19 protein-coding genes and 2 tRNA genes are annotated in these 19,416 nt (G+C 55.2%); 14 read left to right on the plus strand and 7 right to left on the minus strand.

Annotated elements, in window-relative coordinates; genetic code table 11:
* Nucleotides 1-207: 207 nt before the first annotated feature.
* Nucleotides 208-1,554 (plus strand): PTS sugar transporter subunit IIC, encoded by a 1,347-nt coding sequence (locus GXP72_RS03125; protein ID WP_208763495.1) that lies wholly within the window; start codon nucleotides 208-210, stop codon nucleotides 1,552-1,554.
* A 537-nt stretch (nucleotides 1,555-2,091) separates the two neighbouring features.
* Here GXP72_RS03125 and fhuF read toward each other — a convergent pair.
* Both fhuF and GXP72_RS03135 read right to left on the minus strand, forming a co-directional pair.
* Nucleotides 2,092-2,880, minus strand: coding sequence for a siderophore-iron reductase FhuF (gene fhuF / locus GXP72_RS03130; RefSeq protein ID WP_208763496.1), 789 nt, complete (start codon nucleotides 2,878-2,880; stop codon nucleotides 2,092-2,094).
* 95 nt (nucleotides 2,881-2,975) lie between these two features.
* The gene (locus GXP72_RS03135; protein WP_032649902.1) at nucleotides 2,976-4,040 is read right to left on the minus strand and encodes a GGDEF domain-containing protein; all 1,065 of its coding nucleotides are present in this window, start codon (nucleotides 4,038-4,040) and stop codon (nucleotides 2,976-2,978) included.
* Between the two features lie 215 nt (nucleotides 4,041-4,255).
* Here GXP72_RS03135 and GXP72_RS03140 point away from each other — a divergent pair, with 215 nt between their 5' ends.
* The gene (locus GXP72_RS03140) at nucleotides 4,256-4,525 is read left to right on the plus strand and encodes a DUF1435 domain-containing protein (protein ID WP_048991757.1); all 270 of its coding nucleotides are present in this window, start codon (nucleotides 4,256-4,258) and stop codon (nucleotides 4,523-4,525) included.
* A 38-nt stretch (nucleotides 4,526-4,563) separates the two neighbouring features.
* On the opposite strand, the gene GXP72_RS03145 is transcribed toward GXP72_RS03140, so the two are convergent.
* The 3 genes from GXP72_RS03145 to rsmC form a co-directional block, all read right to left on the minus strand.
* A tRNA-Leu gene (locus GXP72_RS03145) sits at nucleotides 4,564-4,649 on the minus strand.
* A 47-nt stretch (nucleotides 4,650-4,696) separates the two neighbouring features.
* Nucleotides 4,697-4,783, minus strand: a tRNA-Leu gene (locus GXP72_RS03150).
* Nucleotides 4,784-4,954: 171 nt separating this feature from the next.
* The gene (gene rsmC / locus GXP72_RS03155; protein WP_024908271.1) at nucleotides 4,955-5,983 is read right to left on the minus strand and encodes a 16S rRNA (guanine(1207)-N(2))-methyltransferase RsmC; all 1,029 of its coding nucleotides are present in this window, start codon (nucleotides 5,981-5,983) and stop codon (nucleotides 4,955-4,957) included.
* A gap of 102 nt (nucleotides 5,984-6,085) precedes the next feature.
* On the opposite strand from rsmC, the gene GXP72_RS03160 reads away from it, so the two are divergent.
* The 8 genes from GXP72_RS03160 (at nucleotide 6,086) to GXP72_RS03195 (ending at nucleotide 12,448) form a co-directional block, all read left to right on the plus strand.
* On the plus strand, nucleotides 6,086-6,499 hold the full coding sequence (locus GXP72_RS03160) for a DNA polymerase III subunit psi (RefSeq protein ID WP_032649897.1): 414 nt from the start codon (nucleotides 6,086-6,088) through the stop codon (nucleotides 6,497-6,499).
* On the plus strand, nucleotides 6,468-6,911 hold the full coding sequence (gene rimI, locus GXP72_RS03165) for a ribosomal protein S18-alanine N-acetyltransferase (RefSeq protein ID WP_023334424.1): 444 nt from the start codon (nucleotides 6,468-6,470) through the stop codon (nucleotides 6,909-6,911). Before GXP72_RS03160 ends, rimI begins: the two co-directional genes overlap by 32 nt.
* Before the next feature lie 20 nt (nucleotides 6,912-6,931).
* Complete coding sequence (yjjG, locus tag GXP72_RS03170; RefSeq protein ID WP_008502077.1) at nucleotides 6,932-7,609, plus strand: pyrimidine 5'-nucleotidase; 678 nt, start codon at nucleotides 6,932-6,934, stop codon at nucleotides 7,607-7,609.
* 91 nt (nucleotides 7,610-7,700) lie between these two features.
* Nucleotides 7,701-9,290, plus strand: coding sequence for a peptide chain release factor 3 (gene prfC, locus GXP72_RS03175; protein WP_024908269.1), 1,590 nt, complete (start codon nucleotides 7,701-7,703; stop codon nucleotides 9,288-9,290).
* A 299-nt stretch (nucleotides 9,291-9,589) separates the two neighbouring features.
* The gene (osmY, locus tag GXP72_RS03180; RefSeq protein ID WP_039260909.1) at nucleotides 9,590-10,207 is read left to right on the plus strand and encodes a molecular chaperone OsmY; all 618 of its coding nucleotides are present in this window, start codon (nucleotides 9,590-9,592) and stop codon (nucleotides 10,205-10,207) included.
* Nucleotides 10,208-10,334: 127 nt separating this feature from the next.
* Nucleotides 10,335-10,496 (plus strand): DUF1328 domain-containing protein, encoded by a 162-nt coding sequence (locus GXP72_RS03185; RefSeq protein ID WP_003856556.1) that lies wholly within the window; start codon nucleotides 10,335-10,337, stop codon nucleotides 10,494-10,496.
* 120 nt (nucleotides 10,497-10,616) lie between these two features.
* Nucleotides 10,617-11,669: a patatin family protein gene (locus tag GXP72_RS03190; protein WP_024908268.1), complete on the plus strand. Its 1,053-nt coding sequence runs from the start codon at nucleotides 10,617-10,619 to the stop codon at nucleotides 11,667-11,669.
* Nucleotides 11,666-12,448: a TatD family hydrolase gene (locus tag GXP72_RS03195; protein WP_024908267.1), complete on the plus strand. Its 783-nt coding sequence runs from the start codon at nucleotides 11,666-11,668 to the stop codon at nucleotides 12,446-12,448. The genes GXP72_RS03190 and GXP72_RS03195 overlap by 4 nt, the downstream gene beginning before the upstream one ends.
* Here GXP72_RS03195 and GXP72_RS03200 read toward each other — a convergent pair.
* The gene (locus tag GXP72_RS03200; protein WP_090419153.1) at nucleotides 12,443-13,303 is read right to left on the minus strand and encodes a YjjW family glycine radical enzyme activase; all 861 of its coding nucleotides are present in this window, start codon (nucleotides 13,301-13,303) and stop codon (nucleotides 12,443-12,445) included. The genes GXP72_RS03195 and GXP72_RS03200 overlap by 6 nt on opposite strands.
* The gene (locus tag GXP72_RS03205; RefSeq protein ID WP_090419149.1) at nucleotides 13,278-14,825 is read right to left on the minus strand and encodes a YjjI family glycine radical enzyme; all 1,548 of its coding nucleotides are present in this window, start codon (nucleotides 14,823-14,825) and stop codon (nucleotides 13,278-13,280) included. Before GXP72_RS03205 ends, GXP72_RS03200 begins: the two co-directional genes overlap by 26 nt.
* A gap of 262 nt (nucleotides 14,826-15,087) precedes the next feature.
* On the opposite strand from GXP72_RS03205, the gene deoC reads away from it, so the two are divergent.
* From deoC to deoD, 4 genes are all read left to right on the plus strand, one after another.
* Nucleotides 15,088-15,867 (plus strand): deoxyribose-phosphate aldolase, encoded by a 780-nt coding sequence (deoC, locus tag GXP72_RS03210; RefSeq protein ID WP_003856543.1) that lies wholly within the window; start codon nucleotides 15,088-15,090, stop codon nucleotides 15,865-15,867.
* Between the two features lie 109 nt (nucleotides 15,868-15,976).
* Nucleotides 15,977-17,299 (plus strand): thymidine phosphorylase, encoded by a 1,323-nt coding sequence (gene deoA, locus GXP72_RS03215; RefSeq protein ID WP_024908263.1) that lies wholly within the window; start codon nucleotides 15,977-15,979, stop codon nucleotides 17,297-17,299.
* A 53-nt stretch (nucleotides 17,300-17,352) separates the two neighbouring features.
* On the plus strand, nucleotides 17,353-18,576 hold the full coding sequence (gene deoB, locus GXP72_RS03220; RefSeq protein WP_024908262.1) for a phosphopentomutase: 1,224 nt from the start codon (nucleotides 17,353-17,355) through the stop codon (nucleotides 18,574-18,576).
* Nucleotides 18,577-18,665: 89 nt separating this feature from the next.
* Nucleotides 18,666-19,388: a purine-nucleoside phosphorylase gene (gene deoD / locus GXP72_RS03225; protein ID WP_032649888.1), complete on the plus strand. Its 723-nt coding sequence runs from the start codon at nucleotides 18,666-18,668 to the stop codon at nucleotides 19,386-19,388.
* The last annotated feature ends 28 nt before the right edge of the window (nucleotides 19,389-19,416 follow it).

Below are 19,416 nucleotides of genomic sequence, written 5' to 3' on the forward strand. Positions count from 1 at the left end.
CGGTTACAGTAACCGGTTGCAGAGCGTGATGCGTCGATTAATACTGAGTACGTAACGTCCCCTGTATCCAATAATAAGAGCCAAATATGAAACCATTTCGTCTGAGCAGTACCACTGGTACACAAGCCAGCAAGGTTGTGAAGCTGATTTATGGAACAACGTGCGGCGCGAAAGTGCCCGTAACAAACGTCTGACAGGAGATCTGCCATGTCTGCCAACCATGCTGCTTTTAACCTGATATTCCGTTTCGTTGAAAATTACGTGAGCCCGATTGCCGGGCGGATCTCTTCCCAGCGTCATGTCATGGCTATTCGTGATGGGTTCATCTCCGCGATGCCATTTATGATTGTGGGTTCATTTTTGTTAGTGTTCGCTTACCCACCTTTTTCGCCTGATACCACGTGGGGTTTCGCCCGCGCCTGGCTGGATATGGCGAAGCAGTTTGAAGGCCAAATCCTGACGCCGTTTGATATGACGATGGGCATTATGTCCATTTATATCTGTGCGGCCATTGCCTATAACCTTGGCAAACACTATGTCAAATCGCACCAGTTAGACCCGTTCATGTGCGCCATGCTGTCGCTGATGGCGTTTCTGCTGGTCGCGGCACCGAAAACCAAAGGCACGCTTCCTGTCGACAGCCTGGGGGGAACGGGGATTTTTACCGCGATTCTGGTGGCGATCTACTGCGTTGAGATGATGCGTTTCCTCAAGGCGCATAACATCGGTATTCGCCTGCCAGACCAGGTTCCTCCGATGATCAAAAACTCTTTTGATCTGCTGATCCCGGTGCTGGTGGTGGTGTTAACGCTCTATCCTCTGAGCCTGGTCATTCAGTCTCAGTTTGGCATGCTGATCCCGCAGGCCATTATGTCGGTCTTTAAACCGCTGGTTTCCGCGGCGGATTCACTGCCTGCGATCCTGCTGGCGGTGTTGATTGGTCATCTGCTGTGGTTTGCCGGGATCCACGGCGCCGCCATCGTCTCCGGGATGTTGCAGATGTTCTGGCTGACTAACCTGGGCGCTAACCAGACCGCGCTGGCCGCCAGCCAGCCTCTGCCGCATATTTTTATGGAGGCGTTCTGGACGTTCTTTATCGTGATTGGCGGATCGGGCGCGACGATGGGGCTGGTGATTTGCTATCTGCGTAGCCGTTCAGCGCATTTACGCTCTATCGGGCGTTTGAGCGTGGTGCCCAGCTTCTTTAACATCAACGAACCTGTCATTTTCGGTACACCAATCGTGATGAACCCGGTGTTCTTTATTCCGTTCCTGCTGGCACCGATGGTTAACGCCGTGCTGGCGTGGGCGGCGATGACGTTTGATTTGATTGGGCGCGTCATCTCGGTCGTTCCCTGGACGGCACCGGCGCCGATAGGCGCAGCGTGGGCTCTGGGCTGGGACTTCCGCGCGGCTATTCTGGTTGTGATTCTGGCCTGCGTATCGGCGATCATCTACTTCCCGTTCTTCAAAGTGTATGAGAAGCAGCTGCTGGAGCAGGAAGCGGAAGAAGCGCAGCGTAATGCTGAAGAGGACAATCAGCAGGTGGCTTAGGTAAAAGCAAAACGGCAACGCAGGTTGCCGTTTTTTGTGTTTGTTCCCTCTCCCCGTGGGCTGAGGAATCCCCACAAAATAATGCCTGCACGGACGACCCCCTCTCCCTTGAGGGAGAGGGCTGGGGTGAGGGGGAACATACGGCTGTGGTGGTCATTCCGTTCACTTTATGTTTCTTGCTACTCTGTAAGGACATGACCGGTGAACGTGCCATGGCGGCTCAATCGCCGCCGCCCTGGCGACCCGGGCTCCCGGCGGTAAATCGCCGCTTCGCGGTCCCCTCAGCTTATTCCTTCAGGCTATCGGGTCGGGCATGAGCCTGCATCCCTGCAGGCCACGCCCTCTCGGCGCATCCCTGCGCCTCGCCCCGGCCTTACGGAAACGCTTCGGCGATTTACAGCCGGACCAGGGCGTCGCTGTAAGTTATTAATTTTTTTGAAGCAACGTTCATCGCTTCAGGTAAAAAAATTACTGGGGATTCCTCAGTCCTGTGGGAGAGGGTCAGGGTGAGGGCATCAGGCCGGGCAATTCACTGCTCTACTTCAGCGTGCAATCCCCGCATTGCTTAACGTCCGGCAGGCGATAGCGCTGGCAGCAGGTGCGACGAACCAGAAGCCCATCACGGAGCACGACGGTTCGGAACAACGGGTTGTCACGGCCATCGGAAAGCTGTTTTGCAAAGAAACAGGACTGACGCAGGGCGTCAACGTTCTCATAACCGAGAAGCGGCTTCATTTCCGTTAAATACCAGTGGATTAAATAGCCCGTATTGCTCCAGATAAGCTTCCCGTTAATCTCTCCTGTCGCTTCAAGCGCTTCTACCACCGGGATCAGGGCCTGAGTGACCAGCTGTTCCATACGCTCCTGAGCCGTCAGGCGTTCCGCATTCTGGTCTTCGTGAAGATCAATCCAGAAGCAGGCTGCACGCCCGGTTTCGTGAAACTCGACGTGAAAATTATCCGGCGAGAGTTCCAGCATGCTCTTCTGTGTTAAGAGCGCCAGCATGAGGGGAGGCACCATCAGCCCGATATACCACTGTGCCCAGAGTGAGAGCAGGGGTTTATTTTCCCGCGTAAGGGTGGGCTGATTGCGATAGATATGGTCGGAATAGGTGGCCAGCAGCGATTGCAGTTTTGCCGGTTGGCGCCACTCTGAGAGCGTCATGGCGTGGTTCGGGGGTGCTTCATCAAGCCGGATAAAGTCCAGCAGGTGGGCGCGCGTTTCCGCAATCTTATCCCGTATGGCATCCGCAAGCGAAGCATTCCCGCTGGTGAGGGGCGCTCGCCAGAGGAGGGGTTCGACGATGTGTGCGGTATGCGTGGCCATAGTATAGATAGAAATCTAAATGATAATGATTGCCAATCCTAACTATTGCTCATACCAATGGCAAGACTTTTGTCCTGGTGACATCGCCGTGATGTTTACGCCGTCTGAATCTCTTCACTCAACAGAATGTTATTGCGGCCCATATGCTTTGCTTCGTAGAGGGCTTTGTCCGCTTTTTCCAGCGCGCCTTCCACGTCTTCATCCTCGAAAATGGCAATACCAATGCTGATGGTGACGTTTGTCGCGACGCTTTCGTTAAACAGATGCGGGATTTTCAAATCGTAGACTTTCTGACGGATCCGCTCGGCCGTCTGACGAGCATGTTCGAGTGAAATGTTGGTCAGCAGCACCATAAACTCTTCCCCACCAAAACGCGCCACAATATCGCGAGAACGCACGGCATCGCGGATTGCCGCAGAGACGCGCTTCAGCGCCTGGTCGCCCATCATATGGCCGTAATGGTCGTTATAGGCTTTGAAGTGGTCGATATCCATCAGCAGGACAAAGTGCTCACCATTCTCTACCGTGGGCAAATTCTCCAGACGGCTTTGCAGACCGCGACGATTATAGAGCCCGGTAAGCGGGTCCATCATGCTGAGATCGGTAAGGGTTTCCCGTTCCTCCAGAAGGCGAGAAAGGAGCTCCTGAGCAAAACGGTCGTTGCGTCTTTGCAAAATGTTATGAATAGCAATTGCCACCACAGGAAGTGCGAAAGAATAGGTCATTCGCAGCCATATATCGTGATCGCTTAACCACAGGCAGACAATAAAGGTGGGCAATGAATGTAGCGTAAAGGCTTTGATATTACTGGCGAACGCCAGCGTGCCGATAAAAAGCACCGTTAAAAGGGCGATTAACAGATACGTCGCATGATCGTGGGTAATTAAGGCGAATTTGGAGACAATTTGCCAGGCCCACAAAATACCGAAGATCCCTGAAACGACAGGAATATTTATCTTCCGCGCGCGCTTTCTCCAGTGCCAGACGAACAGGCCGGTACTGATGGAGAATATAGCAATCAGAGGGGCGGAAAACAGTCGTACAGAATTGAGCGGGTTTGTTACCGAGAACACTGCCGATGTTGCGTTCAGAAATAAAAATAAACGTAACGATAATTGATATTTTCTGTGAACCAAAGACCGCCAGGATTGTGATGTCATAGTCGTGTATTTTTATTAAAATTTAATTAAAACAAATAAATAGATGTCGTTTCGCAATTAAATATGCAAAAAGCTCAAAGAGTAATTATCAGAAAATCTTTAGACGTTGTTAACAGGTGCGCAATTTATCACCTTAGGCAATTCCTGTCATTACGGGAAAGGTAAAGGTCGATGGATTTTGATTCATTCAGCTGACAAATGATAATTCCTGTCATATGATATTGGTTATCATTATCGTTGTGAGAGGGCAGATCATGTTGAACAGGGCGCTGGGAAGTTGTTGGGGGGTATTGCTACCGGGAGCCATTCTCTGCGGTTTGACGTTTGCCGATCTCTCTCTCGATACCTGGAAAGCCATCATTGTATCAGGACTGTTAGTCACGTCAGGCATGATCTGGCATAAGCAACTACGTCACTTTGTTTTACTGCCATCCTGCGTAGCACTGGTCAGTGGAATTCTGGTGATACTGATGAGTTTGAAATAACAGGGAAAAGAAGATATTCAGAGGGGTTGTAAGATAATTGGTGCGAGGGGGGGGACTCGAACCCCCACATCCTAAGGACACTAACACCTGAAGCTAGCGCGTCTACCAATTCCGCCACCTTCGCACAGTCATCTTACTATTTACATCATTACTATGTTGATATCGCCTCGTTGGTGCGAGGGGGGGGACTCGAACCCCCACATCCGTAAGGACACTAACACCTGAAGCTAGCGCGTCTACCAATTCCGCCACCTTCGCATACCATCGATACTGTAAAAGTATCGTAACCACGGAGGCGCATTCTAGATGTTTTCAGCTTTACGTCAACTGAAAAGTGCGCACCTTTTATTGATTGCTGCAAAAATGGCCGGAACTGAGACGCCTGCTTGCCGGATAGTGATTGCGCTTATCCGGCCTGCAGGAGTGAGATTACTTTTTGGCCTGGCGCGTCATCACGGTACGATAGACCTTAAAGCGGCCGGTCTGGGCGATCACTTCGTGGAAGCCAAAGGTTTCGTCCAGCACTTTCGGGTACGCCAGGAAGGCGTTCGCAACGATACGCAGCTCGCCGCCGCTGTTAAGGTGACGGGTTGCGCCACGGATCAGCGTTTGTGCCGCTTCAAGGCTGGTTTCCATACCGTCGTGGAACGGCGGGTTAGAGATGATCATGTCGAAGCGACCGGTGACGTCAGAGAAGACGTTGCTGGCAATCACCTCGCCTTCAATGCCGTTTGCGGCAAGCGTTGCGCGGCTGGCTTCAACCGCCGGGGCGCTCACGTCACACAGGGTTAAGCGCACCTTTGGCGAATGGCTGGCGAGCACGGTAGAGAGCACGCCCGCGCCGCAGCCTACGTCCAGCACTTTGCCTTTGGTGTGCGGCGTCAGAGTGGAGAGCAGCAGCTTGCTGCCCGTATCCAGCGCGTCACGGCTGAACACGCCCGGCAGGGTTTTGATGGTCAGGCCGTCAAGCTGGTATTCATCCCAGTAAGCCTGCGCATCAAACGTTGTCTGTTTTTCCAGTCGTCCGTGGTACAGACCACAGCGGCGAGCGCTGTCGACTTTATTCAGCGGCGCGTAGTCTTCCAGCATCTGTTCAGCGCTACGCACGCCGCTGCGGTTCTCTCCTACCACGAAAATATCGCAGCCGACCGGAAGCAGGGAGAGCAGGTTCATCAGCTGGAACTGGGCTTCCGGTTTATTCTTCGGCCAGTAGTAAATCAGCGTATCGCAGTCGGCGATATCGCTCTGCTCCGCCACCAGGCTAAAGCGCGCGCGCTCGCCCATCTGACGGCTCAGCACCTGCCAGTGGTGGTAATATTGGGTGTGGGCACGGCTTTCAGCACAGTCGAAACGCGCGGGCAGGTCATCCTGCATATCTCCGGCAAACAGAATACGGCTTTCTTCGAAATCATCACTGTGACGCAGCAAGACTTCACTTGCCGGGGTAAATGCAGACATGAATTGTTCCTCAATAAACTCAGGCGGGGATTATAGTAGGTAGATGGCGCACTTTCGACACATTTGCTATATTTGCGCGCCTGAGAGACAGGAGTTTTCCCTATGACATCCCGACGAGACTGGCAGTTGCAGCAGCTGGGCATCACCCAGTGGGCTTTGCGTCGCCCGACGGCGTTTCAGGGCGAAATCGCTATCTCCATCCCGGCGCACGTTCGGCTGGTGATGGTGGCGGAAGAACTGCCTGCCCTGAATGAACCCCTGATCGATGATGTCCTTCGCAGCCTGAAGCTGACGGCCGACCAGGTTTTACCGCTGACGCCAGAGCGTGTCGCGATGCTGCCTCCTGATAGCCGCTGTAACAGCTGGCGTATCGGAGAGACAAACGAGATCCCCCTCCAGGGGAGCCAGATCTGCTCGCCAGCGCTGGACGAACTGAAAGCCAACCCAAAAGCGCGCAGCGCGCTATGGCAACAAATCTGCGAATATGAACACGATTTCTTCCCTCACGACGCCTGACCTGACCACAGCGTTTGCGATTGAAACACGCGCCCACGCGTTTCCGTGGAGCGAAAAAACCTTCGCCAGCAATCAGGGCGAACGGTATCTGAACTACCGCCTGGACGTTGACGGCACCATGGCCGCTTTCGCGATCACGCAGGTTGTTCTTGATGAGGCGACGCTGTTTAATATCGCGGTTGATCCCGCGTTTCAGCGCCGTGGGCTGGGAAGAGAACTGCTTGAGCACCTCATCCGTGAGCTCGAAACCCGTGACGTTTTCACCCTGTGGCTGGAGGTGCGCGCGTCGAATGTCGCCGCCATCGCGCTCTATGAAAGCTTAGGCTTTAACGAGGCGACAATCCGCCGTAACTACTACCCCACCGCAGAGGGACGTGAAGACGCCATCATAATGGCTCTGCCGATTGGATAATAAAAAATAAGGTTGTAACGATGAAATGGGACTGGATTTTCTTTGATGCCGACGAAACGCTATTTACGTTCGATTCGTTCGGCGGCCTGCAGCGGATGTTTCTCGACTATAGCGTGACCTTCACCGCTGAAGATTTTCAGGACTATCAGGCGGTAAACAAGCCGCTGTGGGTGGATTACCAGAACGGTGCCATCACCGCGTTACAGCTTCAGCACCAGCGCTTTGACGTCTGGGCGGAACGTTTAAAGGTCAGTCCGGGGACGCTGAACGAGGCGTTTCTGAACGCGATGGCGGATATCTGCGCGCCACTGCCGGGCGCGGTTTCCCTGCTGAATGCGTTGAAAGGTAAGGTAAAACTGGGGATCATCACCAACGGTTTTACCGCCCTGCAGCAGATCCGCCTCGAGCGCACCGGCCTGCGCGATCATTTCGACGCGCTGGTGATCTCGGAAGAGGTGGGTGTACCTAAACCGGATCCGCGAATTTTCGATTATGCGCTGGCGCAGGCCGGTAATCCCGACCGCGATCGCGTCCTGATGGTGGGTGATACGGCAGAGTCAGATATTCTGGGCGGTATGAAGGCCGGTCTGTCGACCGTCTGGCTCAACGCGCATGGCCGCGTGAAGCCTGAAGGCATCGAGCCGACCTGGACCGTGACGTCGTTGAACGAACTGGAGCAACTCCTGTGTAAACAATGATTGCCTGCCCCCCGTTGATGGGTAAAATAGCCGCAATTTTGTATTCCATGATGCGTGGCGTGCTGCCGCGCTTATAAAAGAAGATTTAATTATGACGTTGTCTCCTTATCTGCAAGAGGTGGCCAAGCGCCGCACTTTTGCCATTATCTCGCACCCGGATGCCGGTAAAACGACCATCACTGAGAAGGTGTTGCTGTTCGGACAGGCGATCCAGACTGCGGGTACCGTTAAAGGCCGCGGCTCCAGCCAGCATGCAAAATCTGACTGGATGGAGATGGAAAAGCAGCGTGGTATTTCGATTACCACCTCCGTGATGCAGTTCCCGTATCACGACTGCCTGGTGAACCTGCTGGACACCCCGGGTCACGAAGACTTCTCCGAAGATACCTACCGTACCCTGACGGCGGTGGACTGCTGTCTGATGGTGATCGACGCCGCGAAAGGTGTAGAAGACAGGACCCGTAAGCTGATGGAAGTCACCCGTCTGCGCGATACGCCGATCCTCACCTTTATGAACAAACTCGACCGTGACATCCGCGATCCGATGGAAGTGATGGATGAAGTGGAAAACGAGCTGAAGATCGCCTGTGCGCCAATCACCTGGCCAATCGGCTGCGGTAAGCTGTTCAAAGGGGTTTATCACCTCTATAAAGACGAAACTTACCTGTATCAGACCGGTAAAGGCCACACCATTCAGGAAGTGCGCATCGTGAAAGGTCTGGACAACCCGGATCTGGACGCGGCGGTTGGCGAAGAGCTGGCCGCGCAGCTGCGCGACGAGCTGGAGCTGGTGAAGGGCGCGTCTCACGAGTTCGACAAAGAGCTGTTCCTGAGCGGTGAAATCACTCCGGTCTTCTTCGGTACCGCACTGGGTAACTTCGGCGTTGACCACATGCTGGACGGTCTGGTGGAGTGGGCGCCGCGTCCGATGCCGCGTAAAACCGATACCCGTGAAGTGGAAGCGCAGGAAGAGAAATTTACCGGCTTCGTGTTCAAAATTCAGGCCAACATGGACCCGAAACACCGCGACCGCGTGGCCTTTATGCGCGTGGTGTCCGGTAAGTATGAAAAGGGCATGAAGCTGCGCCAGGTGCGTACCGGGAAAGACGTTGTCATCTCCGACGCGCTGACCTTTATGGCGGGTGACCGTTCGCACGTTGAAGAAGCCTATCCGGGCGACATCATCGGTCTGCACAACCACGGCACCATCCAGATCGGCGACACCTTCACGCAGGGTGAAATGATGAAGTTCACCGGTATTCCGAACTTCGCACCAGAGCTGTTCCGTCGTATCCGTCTGCGCGATCCGCTGAAGCAGAAACAGCTGCTGAAAGGCCTGGTTCAGCTCTCCGAAGAGGGCGCCGTGCAGGTCTTCCGCCCGATTGCGAACAACGATCTGATCGTTGGTGCGGTCGGCGTGCTGCAGTTTGACGTGGTTGTCGCGCGTCTGAAGAGCGAATACAACGTGGAAGCGATTTACGAGTCGGTGAACGTCGCGACCGCGCGCTGGGTCGAGTGTTCTGACGTGAAGAAATTCGAAGAATTTAAGCGTAAGAATGAAGTTCAGCTTGCGCTGGATGGTGGCGATAACCTGACCTATATCGCGCCAACCATGGTGAACCTGAACCTGACGCAGGAACGTTATCCTGACGTTCAATTCCGTAAAACCCGCGAGCACTAATCCCCTCTCAGAGCACGGCTGCCGCCGTGCTCTTCTTTAATTCCTGTCTTATTAATCCCTTGCGGAATGTTCTTAATTCAACGCAATTTCACGCTATTCGCGCGTTTTTTACCCAATTCTGAAAGCGGCTCTGTGAGAGTGATCTATATTTAACTCAGTGTTTAACACCGGGCGTGGATAAATTAACTGTTCAATGCATGACTTTAGGTTATCCATTTTGCCCGTGTGTTTATTCGCAATATATATCACTACTAAGGAAGTGCGTAGCCCGAATAACGGGTCAACACAGGAATAGATCGATGAATATGACAAGACTGAAGATTTCTAAAACTCTGCTGGCTGTAACCCTGGGTAGCGTTCTGGTGAGCGGCTCCGCCCTCGCGGAAAGCAGCACCATGGATAAAGCACAATCCACGGCCGATAACGCAGGGCAAAAAATCGATAGCTCTATGAATAAAGTCGGCAACTTCATGGATGACAGCTCAATCACAGCAAAAGTGAAAGCCGCACTGGTGGATGATGAAGCCATTAAGAGCACCGATATTTCCGTTAAGACCGACAAGAAAGTGGTCACGCTGAGCGGCTTTGTTGAAAGCCAGGCTCAGGCAGAACAGGCGGTGAAAGTCGCGAAAGGCGTCGAAGGTGTTGCCTCCGTCAGCGATAAGCTGCACGTACGTGACGGCAAAAACGCGTCGGTGAAAGGTTACGCCGGTGATGCCGCCACCACCAGCGAAATCAAAGCTAAACTTTTAGCAGATGACATCGTGCCGTCCCGTAAGGTGAAAGTAGAAACCACCGATGGTGTGGTTCAGCTTTCCGGTACGGTAGATTCGCAGGCGCAAAGTGAACGTGCCGAGTCCATTGCGAAAGCGATAGATGGTGTTAAAAGCGTTAAAAACGATCTGAAAACGAAGTAAATCTGGACCATTCGCCCGCCTGGCTAACACCTGCGGGCGATATAAGAACGACTCTGGAAAAACGCCGGTGAGTGACCTGAGCGCTCACGTTTAGCGGCCGATATTAACTATGGTAAAGGAGAAGCTTATGTTTCGTTGGGGCATTATATTTCTGGTTATCGCGTTAATTGCCGCCGCATTGGGCTTTGGTGGACTGGCAGGTACAGCGGCATGGGCAGCTAAAATTGTCTTCGTTGTGGGTATTATTCTGTTCCTGGTCAGCCTGTTTACGGGTCGTAGACGTCCGTAGCAAACGCAATATTCCTTCAACAAAAAAAAGCCAGTCGCAGTGACTGGCTTTTTCTTATTTGCGTAACAGGTCGGGTGCGTTACTGTGGTGTTATAAAATAATCAAAACAGGAAAGCAGAGGTGGGGCAACGAATTCCCGTTACGCTCGGCAATATTGCGCCGCTGACGTTAAAACCGTTTCGCGCAGGTCAACTCGCGCTGGTCTGCGAAGGTGGAGGACAGCGCGGCATTTTCACCGCCGGCGTGCTGGACGAATTTATGCGCGCGCAGTTCAACCCGTTTGACCTCTACTTCGGCACGTCTGCCGGGGCGCAGAACCTTTCTGCCTATGTCTGCAACCAGCCCGGCTACGCGCGAAAGGTCATCATGCGCTATACCACGGCGAAAGAGTTTTTTAATCCGGTGCGCTTTGTGCGCGGCGGTAACCTGATCGATCTCGACTGGCTGCTGGAGTCGACCTCCAGCCAGATGCCGCTGGCCATGGACACCGCGGCCCGTCTGTTTGATAGCGGCAAAGAATTCTGGATGTGCGCCAGCCGGGGGGATGACTATTCGCCGGGCTATTTTTCGCCTCAGAAAGAGAACTGGCTGGACATCATCCGTGCCTCCAGCGCGATCCCCGGTTTTTATCGTACCGGTGCGCTGCTGGACGGCATTAGCTATCTGGACGGGGGGATCAGTGACGCGGTACCGGTGCAGGAAGCCGCCCGTCGCGGGGCGAAAACCATTGTGGTGATCCGTACCGTACCGTCGCAAATGTATTACACGCCGCAGTGGTTTAAACGGATGGAGCGCTGGTTGGGCGACAGCAGCCTGCAGCCGCTGGTGAACATCGCGAAGCAGCATGAAACCACCTACGGCGCGATGCAGCGCTTCATTGAAAAACCGCCGGGTAAGCTGCGTATTTTTGAAATCTATCCGCCTAAGCCGCTGCTGAGCATGGCCTTGGGCAGCCGCGTCCCTGCGCTGCGCATGGATTACAAAACGGGACGGCTGTGCGGGCGCTACTTCCTGGCAACGGTGGGGAAAATGCTGGCGGAGCAACCGCCGCTTCATCGCCATAAACGCATTATTACGCCGCCTGCGATTGTCGCTAACGATGCCCTGACGATGCCGCTGGTGGATATTCCGCAGGCGAATGACGCTTTACTGGATAACGAGGATCTGGCGTGACGCACCGCTTTGTCGATACCCACTGCCACTTTGATTTCCCGCCGTTTACGGGGGAGGAAGCGCAAAGCATTGCGAAAGCCGCTGACGCAGGCGTTCAGGCCATCATTGTGCCGTCAGTGGAAGCGGCGTACTTTTCCCGCGTGCTGGATCTTTCTGCACGGCACCCCGCGCTCTATGCGGCGCTCGGCCTGCATCCGATCGTGATTGAGCGGCATCGTGATGAGCACATAGAGAGACTTGATGAGATAGTGCAGACCGCAGGCGACAAGCTTGTCGCCATCGGGGAGATCGGCCTCGATCTTTATCGCGAGAACCCGCAGTTTGAGCGCCAGCAGACGATCCTCGACGCGCAGCTCAGGCTGGCGAAGCGTCACGATCTGCCGGTGATCCTCCATTCAAGACGCACGCACGATAAGCTGGCGATGCACCTGAAACGCATCGATCTGCCGCGCAGGGGCGTCGTGCACGGTTTCTCCGGCAGCCTGCAGCAGGCGCAGCGTTTTATTGAGCTGGGCTATAAAATCGGCGTCGGTGGCACCATCACCTATCCGCGCGCCAGTAAAACCCGGGACGTGATGGCACAGCTGCCGCTGTCGGCGCTGCTGCTGGAAACCGACGCGCCGGATATGCCGCTGAATGGTTTTCAGGGTCAGCCGAATCGCCCGGAACAGGCGGCGCGCGTGTTTGCCACCCTGTGTGAACTGCGAAAAGAGCCTGAAGAGGTGATTGCCGATGCGCTGCTGGAAAATACGCGGTCGGTATTTGGTATCACGCTATAGGTAAAGCGCCGGGCGGATCACCGTTATCTTCTGTTTTTCCAGCGCCAGTGCCAGCGGTTCAACGTCTTCCGGCGTGGCGCTGCGCCATGACGCCGCCTCACCGTACACGCCATGCGCATGAAACGCGTTAATACGCACCGGAATATTCCCCAGCCCGTGGATAAACGTTGTCAGCGGTTTCAGATGTTCCAGATAATCACATTGCTCTGGGATCACCAGGAGCCTCAATTCAGTCAGCCGTTGATGCTGTGCCAGCCAGCGAATACTCTGTTTAATCTGCGGGTTTTCGCGCCCGGTCAGAAAACGGTGATGCTCATTGTCCCACGCCTTCAGATCCAGCATCGCGCCATCCAGTACCGGCAGCAGCTTTTCCCAGCCGGTTTCGCTTAACAGACCGTTGCTGTCGACCAGACAGGTGAGGTGGCGCAGGGCAGGATCGGCTTTGATCGCGGTGAACAGGGCGATCAAAAACGGTAATTGCGTTGTGGCTTCACCGCCGCTGACGGTGATCCCTTCGATAAACGGTGCGGATTTGCGGACCTGAGCGAGGATCTCTTCCACGCTGAAGCGGTGCGCCATAGGCGTTGCCTGCTGCTGACACAGGTGCAGACAGGTGTCGCACTGCTGGCAGTCGCTCTCCTGCCACCAGACGCGCCCGGCCTGAATGGTCAGCGCGTCGTACGGACAGTGGGGCACGCAGTCCCCGCAGTCGTTGCAGCGGCCAATCGTCCACGGGTTGTGGCAGGTTTTACAGCGCAGGTTGCAGCCCTGCAGGAACAGGGCCAGGCGGCTGCCCGGCCCGTCCACGCAGGAAAAAGGAATGACCTGACTAACTAAAGCGCATCTGCTGTTCATGGCTAATCACGCGCGGCTGACGTTCCAGAATGCGGGTATTGCGTGCGGCTTCTTCCCCCAGCCACGTGGTGTTCGTTCTCGACCCTGCTTCCCGGTATTTCTCCAGATCCGATAGCCGCACCATATACCCGGTGACGCGCACCAGATCGTTACCCGCCACGTTGGCGGTAAACTCGCGCATACCCGCCCTGAACGCGCCCAGGCACAGCTGAACCACCGCCTGCGGGTTGCGTTTTACCGTCTCATCCAGCGTCAGGATATCGCTTATCCCGGAAGAGTAGTGCTTGTGATGGGGAGCTACCGCCAGCAGGTGGCTGATGGGATCCGGCTCGTCGCCGTAGGGCAGGCGCGCGCCCGGCGTGGTGCCGGAGTCGGAGCTGATCCCCGACTGCGCGTGAAGCATCGCGCGCTGCTTCCAGCCGTGCTTCACCGGCGTGTTTTCGACAAACACCGCAAGCTGTTCGCTGATGCGATAGCCCAGCGCGTTGGCCTGCTCATCTTTGCCGTAACGCCCCGCGATGCCAGCTTTCTCACAGAGCACGTTTACCGCTTCCGCCAGTCCGTACATGCCAAACATCGGCACAAACCGATCGGCATCAATCAGCCCCTCTTTTACCAGGAAGCTATTCTCAAAGAAGCCAGATTGCTCGTACAGGAAACCACAGCGTGCATCGATGATGGCCATTTGCTGCTGGCAATAGTGCGGGAGCGTGCGGGTGAAGAAGTCTTCAATGGACGTGCTGCATTCAGCAATGGCTTTGAGGTTAAGGCGCACCAGGGTGCTGCCACCGCCAGCCAGAGGCAGGGAGTTGTAACAGCTCACCACGCCATAACGACCTTTTGTGAAAATTTTATCATTCACCGGGCCATTAGAAATATGCGGTTTACTGCATTCACATATGTTTTTTGCTACCTCAAGCAGCAAATCGTCCGGGGTGGTCTCTGGATCATAAATAAAGGTCAGGTTCGGCGCGACCTGCTTCAGCTCTGCATCGGCACGCAGAATGGCACGGGTGATGGGCGTATCTTCCGGCCCGATATTGGCATGCATAAAGGCATCCGGCAGCGTACGGTCAAGATAGCGCCAGAAACGTTTTATTCGGCTATTGATTTCTTCTTGTGTTAGAATTCTAACATATGGTTGCAGCAGCGCATCAAGCTGGCCGAGATAGACCGGCATCGATGTGACGGACGGAACATGGTGATAAAGGATGGTTAGCAGCGAGAGGGCATCGTCGAGATCTTTTGCCCCTTCCAGCTCCAGCCATTCTGAACCGTTAGCCAGAAATTTTGCGTAATCCGGCAGAACGTAACGGGGTTTGTAAGGCGCATGGCCTTCGAACATGTCGCAGATAAACCCCTCGTCCAGCGCGGCGCGCGCAGCTTCAGGAAGTGCCGGATACGGCAGGTTGTTTTCCGCTTCCAGCGCCAGAAAATGACGTTTTTGTTCCGGGGATAACACCGGGCTTGTCACAATCTGCTGGCAACGTTGCTGCAGGGCGTCGGGGCTGGAGTGGGGCATATTCGCTTCCTTGAATGTTCTGCGGATGATGAACGGATTGTAGAAAGCCTGCCTGTTGGCGCTTTTGATCCCACAGGGGGTATTGCTGCTTTAGTCGGCAATTTGCGCACTAAAGTTTGAAGAAGATCTCATTACAGTAATGCAAATTTGTACGCAGTTTTCATTAACTGTGATGAATGTCGAAGTGTGGATGCGGGTGGATGTTAGAATACTCACAGACCTGCAAGGTAAAATTTATACGGCACTGCCGTTGGAGATTGTTATGACCGATTTAACTGCAAGCAGCCTGCGCGCGTTGAAACTGATGGACCTGACTACCCTGAACGATGACGACACCAATGAGAAAGTCATCGCCCTGTGCCATCAGGCGAAAACGCCAGTGGGTAACACCGCAGCCGTTTGTATCTACCCGCGCTTTATCCCGATTGCCCGTAAGACGCTGAAAGAGCAGGGCACGCCGGACGTGCGCATTGCAACCGTGACTAACTTCCCGCACGGCAACGACGATATCGAGATTGCGCTGGCAGAAACCCGCGCGGCGATTGCTTACGGTGCAGACGAAGTTGACGTGGTGTTCCCATACCGCGCGCTGATCGCCGGCAACGAGCAGGTCGGTTTTGACCTGGTGAAGGCCTGTAAAGACGCGTGTGCGGCGGCAAACGTGCTGCTTAAAGTGATCATCGAAACCGGCGAGCTGAAAGAAGAGGCGCTGATTCGTAAGGCATCTGAAATCTCCATCAAAGCCGGTGCGGATTTCATTAAAACCTCTACCGGTAAAGTGCCGGTTAACGCCACCCCGGAAAGCGCGCGCATCATGATGGAAGTGATCCGCGACATGGGCGTGTCCAAAACCGTTGGTTTCAAACCTGCGGGCGGCGTGCGTACCGCCGAAGACGCGCAGCAGTTCCTGGCGATTGCTGACGAACTGTTCGGCGCCGACTGGGCCGATTCCCGTCACTACCGTTTCGGTGCGTCCAGCCTGCTGGCTAGCCTGCTGAAGGCGCTGGGTCACGGCGACGGTAAGAGCGCAAGCAGCTACTGATTGCCAGACAACGCCGGATGACGCTTCGCTTATCCGGCCTACAGGATCGTAGGGCGGGTAAGCGTAGCGCCACCCGCCACAACTCCCCCGATTCCGCATGGAGGTTACCGTGTTTCTCGCACAAGAAATTATTCGTAAAAAACGTGATGGTCATGCATTAAGCGACGAAGAGATCCGCTTCTTCATTAACGGCATTCGTGATAACACCGTCTCAGAAGGGCAGATTGCGGCTCTGGCGATGACCATTTTCTTCCACGATATGTCGATGCCTGAGCGCGTGTCGCTGACCATGGCGATGCGAGATTCAGGAACCGTTCTGGACTGGAAAAGCCTCAACCTTAACGGCCCGATTGTGGATAAACACTCCACCGGCGGCGTGGGCGACGTAACGTCTCTGATGCTCGGCCCAATGGTGGCAGCCTGTGGCGGTTACATCCCGATGATCTCCGGACGCGGCCTGGGCCACACTGGCGGTACGCTCGACAAACTGGAAGCCATTCCGGGCTTCGATATCTTCCCGGATGACAACCGCTTCCGCGACATTATTAAAGACGTTGGTGTGGCGATTATCGGCCAGACCAGCTCTCTTGCTCCGGCAGACAAGCGTTTCTACGCTACCCGCGACATCACCGCCACCGTTGACTCCATCCCGCTGATCACCGCCTCTATCCTGGCGAAGAAGCTGGCAGAAGGGCTGGACGCGTTGGTGATGGACGTGAAGGTGGGCAGCGGCGCGTTTATGCCAACCTATGAACTCTCCGAGGCGCTGGCCGAAGCGATCGTTGGCGTCTCCAACGGCGCGGGCGTGCGCACCACCGCACTGCTCACCGATATGAACCAGGTGCTGGCTTCCAGCGCCGGTAACGCCGTCGAAGTGCGTGAGGCGGTACAGTTCCTCACCGGCGAATACCGTAACCCGCGCCTGTTCGACGTCACCATGGCGCTGTGCGTTGAGATGTTAATCTCCGGCAAGCTCGCCAAAGACGACGCCGACGCCCGCGCGAAGCTGCAGGCGGTGCTGGACAACGGCAAAGCGGCGGAGATCTTCGGCCGCATGGTCGCGGCGCAAAAAGGCCCGACCGACTTCGTCGAAAACTACGCGAAATACCTGCCAACCGCGACGCTCAGCAAAGCGGTGTATGCCGATAGCGAAGGGTTTGTTTCTGCGATGGACACCCGTGCCCTCGGCATGGCGGTGGTCTCGATGGGCGGCGGCCGTCGTCAGGCGTCAGACACCATTGATTACAGCGTCGGCTTTACCGATATGGCCCGTCTGGGCGACAGCGTTGACGGCCAACGTCCGCTGGCGGTGATCCACGCCAAAGACGAAGCCAGCTGGCAGGAAGCGGCGAAAGCGGTGAAGGCGGCCATCACGCTTGACGATAAAGCACCGGAAACCACACCGACTGTCTATCGCCGTATCACCGAATAGCGGTATACTGATCTGATCGATAATTTTTGAAGCACTACGTACGGAGAACAATTATGAAACGTGCATTTATTATGGTGCTGGACTCATTCGGCATCGGCGCAACCGAAGATGCAGAACGTTTTGGTGACGTGGGTTCCGATACCATGGGTCACATCGCGGAAGCCTGTGCGAAAGGCGAAGCGGACAACGGTCGTAAAGGCCCTCTGACTCTACCTAACCTGACCCGCCTCGGTCTGGTGAAAGCACATGAAGGTTCTACCGGTAAAATCGCAGCCGGTATGGACGGCAACGCGGAAGTGGTGGGCGCCTACGGCTGGGCTCACGAACTCTCTTCCGGTAAAGATACCCCGTCTGGACACTGGGAAATCGCCGGTGTGCCGGTACTGTTTGACTGGGGATATTTCTCCGATCACGAGAATAGCTTCCCGCAGGAGCTGCTGGACAAGCTGGTTAAGCGTGCCAACCTGCCGGGCTACCTCGGTAACTGCCACTCTTCCGGTACCGTGATTCTGGACCAGCTCGGCGAAGAGCATATGAAAACCGGCAAGCCGATTTTCTACACCTCTGCTGACTCCGTGTTCCAGATTGCCTGCCACGAAGAGACGTTTGGCCTGGATAAACTCTACGAGCTGTGCGAAATCGCACGCGAAGAGCTGACCGAAGGCGGCTACAACATTGGCCGCGTGATCGCGCGTCCGTTTATCGGCGACAAAGCGGGTAACTTCCAGCGTACCGGTAACCGTCATGACCTGGCCGTTGAGCCACCGGCACCGACAGTGCTGCAGAAGCTGGTCGATGAGAAAGACGGTCACGTGGTGTCCGTGGGTAAAATCGCGGACATCTACGCCAACTGCGGCATCACCAAAAAAGTGAAAGCCACCGGTCTTGATGCGCTGTTCGATGCCACCATCAAAGAGATGAAAGAAGCGGGCGACAAGACCATTGTCTTCACCAACTTCGTGGACTTCGACTCCTCCTGGGGGCACCGTCGCGACGTCGCGGGTTATGCTGCGGGTCTTGAGCTGTTCGACCGCCGTCTGCCGGAGCTGATGGAGCTGGTGGGTGAAGATGACATTCTGATCCTGACCGCGGACCACGGCTGTGACCCAACCTGGACCGGTACCGACCACACCCGTGAGCACATTCCGGTGCTGGTGTACGGCCCGAAAGTGAAGCCGGGCTCGCTCGGTCACCGTGAAACCTTCGCGGACATCGGCCAGACTATTGCGAAATACTTTGGTACGTCTGACATGGAATATGGCAAGGCCATGTTCTGAATCATGTAGGGTGCGGTCTGATGCCCTCACCCCGGCCCTCTCCCACAGGGAGAGGGTGAAAAGAATAAACAATGTAAAAGGAACTGAAGATGGCAACTCCTCACATTAATGCAGAAATGGGTGATTTCGCTGACGTCGTATTGATGCCGGGCGACCCGCTGCGCGCGAAGCACATTGCAGAAACTTTCCTGGAAGACGTGCGTGAAGTGAACAACGTTCGCGGCATGCTGGGCTTCACCGGTACCTATAAAGGCCGCAAAATCTCCGTCATGGGCCACGGTATGGGTATCCCATCCTGCTCTATCTACACCAAAGAGCTGATCACCGACTTCGGCGTGAAGAAAATCATCCGCGTTGGCTCCTGCGGCGCGGTGCGTATGGACGTTAAGCTGCGCGACATCGTTATTGGTATGGGTGCCTGCACCGATTCCAAAGTTAACCGCATGCGTTTCAAAGACCATGACTTCGCGGCAATTGCAGACTTCGGCATGGTGCGTGACGCGGTTGACGCGGCAAAAGCGCTGGGCGTTGACGCGCGCGTGGGTAACCTCTTCTCTGCTGACCTGTTCTATGCACCGGACGGCGGTGAGATGTTCGACGTGATGGAAAAATACGGCATCCTGGGCGTGGAAATGGAAGCGGCGGGCATCTACGGCGTTGCGGCGGAGTTTGGTGCGAAAGCGCTCACCATCTGCACCGTATCCGACCATATCCGTACCCACGAGCAGACCACCGCTGCCGAGCGTCAGACGACCTTCAACGACATGATCAAAATCGCGCTGGAATCCGTTCTGCTGGGCGATAAAGAGTAATTCTGTCTCTTCCCTCCCTCTCCCTGTG

The organism is Enterobacter sp. SES19 (assembly GCF_011765665.1).
Taxonomy (GTDB): Bacteria; Pseudomonadota; Gammaproteobacteria; order Enterobacterales; family Enterobacteriaceae; genus Enterobacter; species Enterobacter pseudoroggenkampii.

Excerpts from the sequence above, each read along its gene's own strand:
- GXP72_RS03200 (WP_090419153.1), bottom strand. The coding sequence starts at position 13,303 with ATGAACAGCAGATGCGCTTTAGTTAGTCAGGTCATTCCTTTTTCCTGC.
- fhuF (WP_208763496.1), bottom strand. The coding sequence starts at position 2,880 with ATGGCCACGCATACCGCACACATCGTCGAACCCCTCCTCTGGCGAGCG.
- deoB (WP_024908262.1), top strand. The coding sequence starts at position 17,353 with ATGAAACGTGCATTTATTATGGTGCTGGACTCATTCGGCATCGGCGCA.
- deoC (WP_003856543.1), top strand. The coding sequence starts at position 15,088 with ATGACCGATTTAACTGCAAGCAGCCTGCGCGCGTTGAAACTGATGGAC.
- GXP72_RS03135 (WP_032649902.1), bottom strand. The coding sequence starts at position 4,040 with ATGACATCACAATCCTGGCGGTCTTTGGTTCACAGAAAATATCAATTA.
- osmY (WP_039260909.1), top strand. The coding sequence starts at position 9,590 with ATGAATATGACAAGACTGAAGATTTCTAAAACTCTGCTGGCTGTAACC.
- GXP72_RS03140 (WP_048991757.1), top strand. The coding sequence starts at position 4,256 with ATGATATTGGTTATCATTATCGTTGTGAGAGGGCAGATCATGTTGAAC.
- GXP72_RS03160 (WP_032649897.1), top strand. The coding sequence starts at position 6,086 with ATGACATCCCGACGAGACTGGCAGTTGCAGCAGCTGGGCATCACCCAG.
- GXP72_RS03185 (WP_003856556.1), top strand. The coding sequence starts at position 10,335 with ATGTTTCGTTGGGGCATTATATTTCTGGTTATCGCGTTAATTGCCGCC.
- rsmC (WP_024908271.1), bottom strand. The coding sequence starts at position 5,983 with ATGTCTGCATTTACCCCGGCAAGTGAAGTCTTGCTGCGTCACAGTGAT.
- GXP72_RS03125 (WP_208763495.1), top strand. The coding sequence starts at position 208 with ATGTCTGCCAACCATGCTGCTTTTAACCTGATATTCCGTTTCGTTGAA.
- prfC (WP_024908269.1), top strand. The coding sequence starts at position 7,701 with ATGACGTTGTCTCCTTATCTGCAAGAGGTGGCCAAGCGCCGCACTTTT.
- deoD (WP_032649888.1), top strand. The coding sequence starts at position 18,666 with ATGGCAACTCCTCACATTAATGCAGAAATGGGTGATTTCGCTGACGTC.
- rimI (WP_023334424.1), top strand. The coding sequence starts at position 6,468 with ATGAACACGATTTCTTCCCTCACGACGCCTGACCTGACCACAGCGTTT.
- GXP72_RS03205 (WP_090419149.1), bottom strand. The coding sequence starts at position 14,825 with ATGCCCCACTCCAGCCCCGACGCCCTGCAGCAACGTTGCCAGCAGATT.
- yjjG (WP_008502077.1), top strand. The coding sequence starts at position 6,932 with ATGAAATGGGACTGGATTTTCTTTGATGCCGACGAAACGCTATTTACG.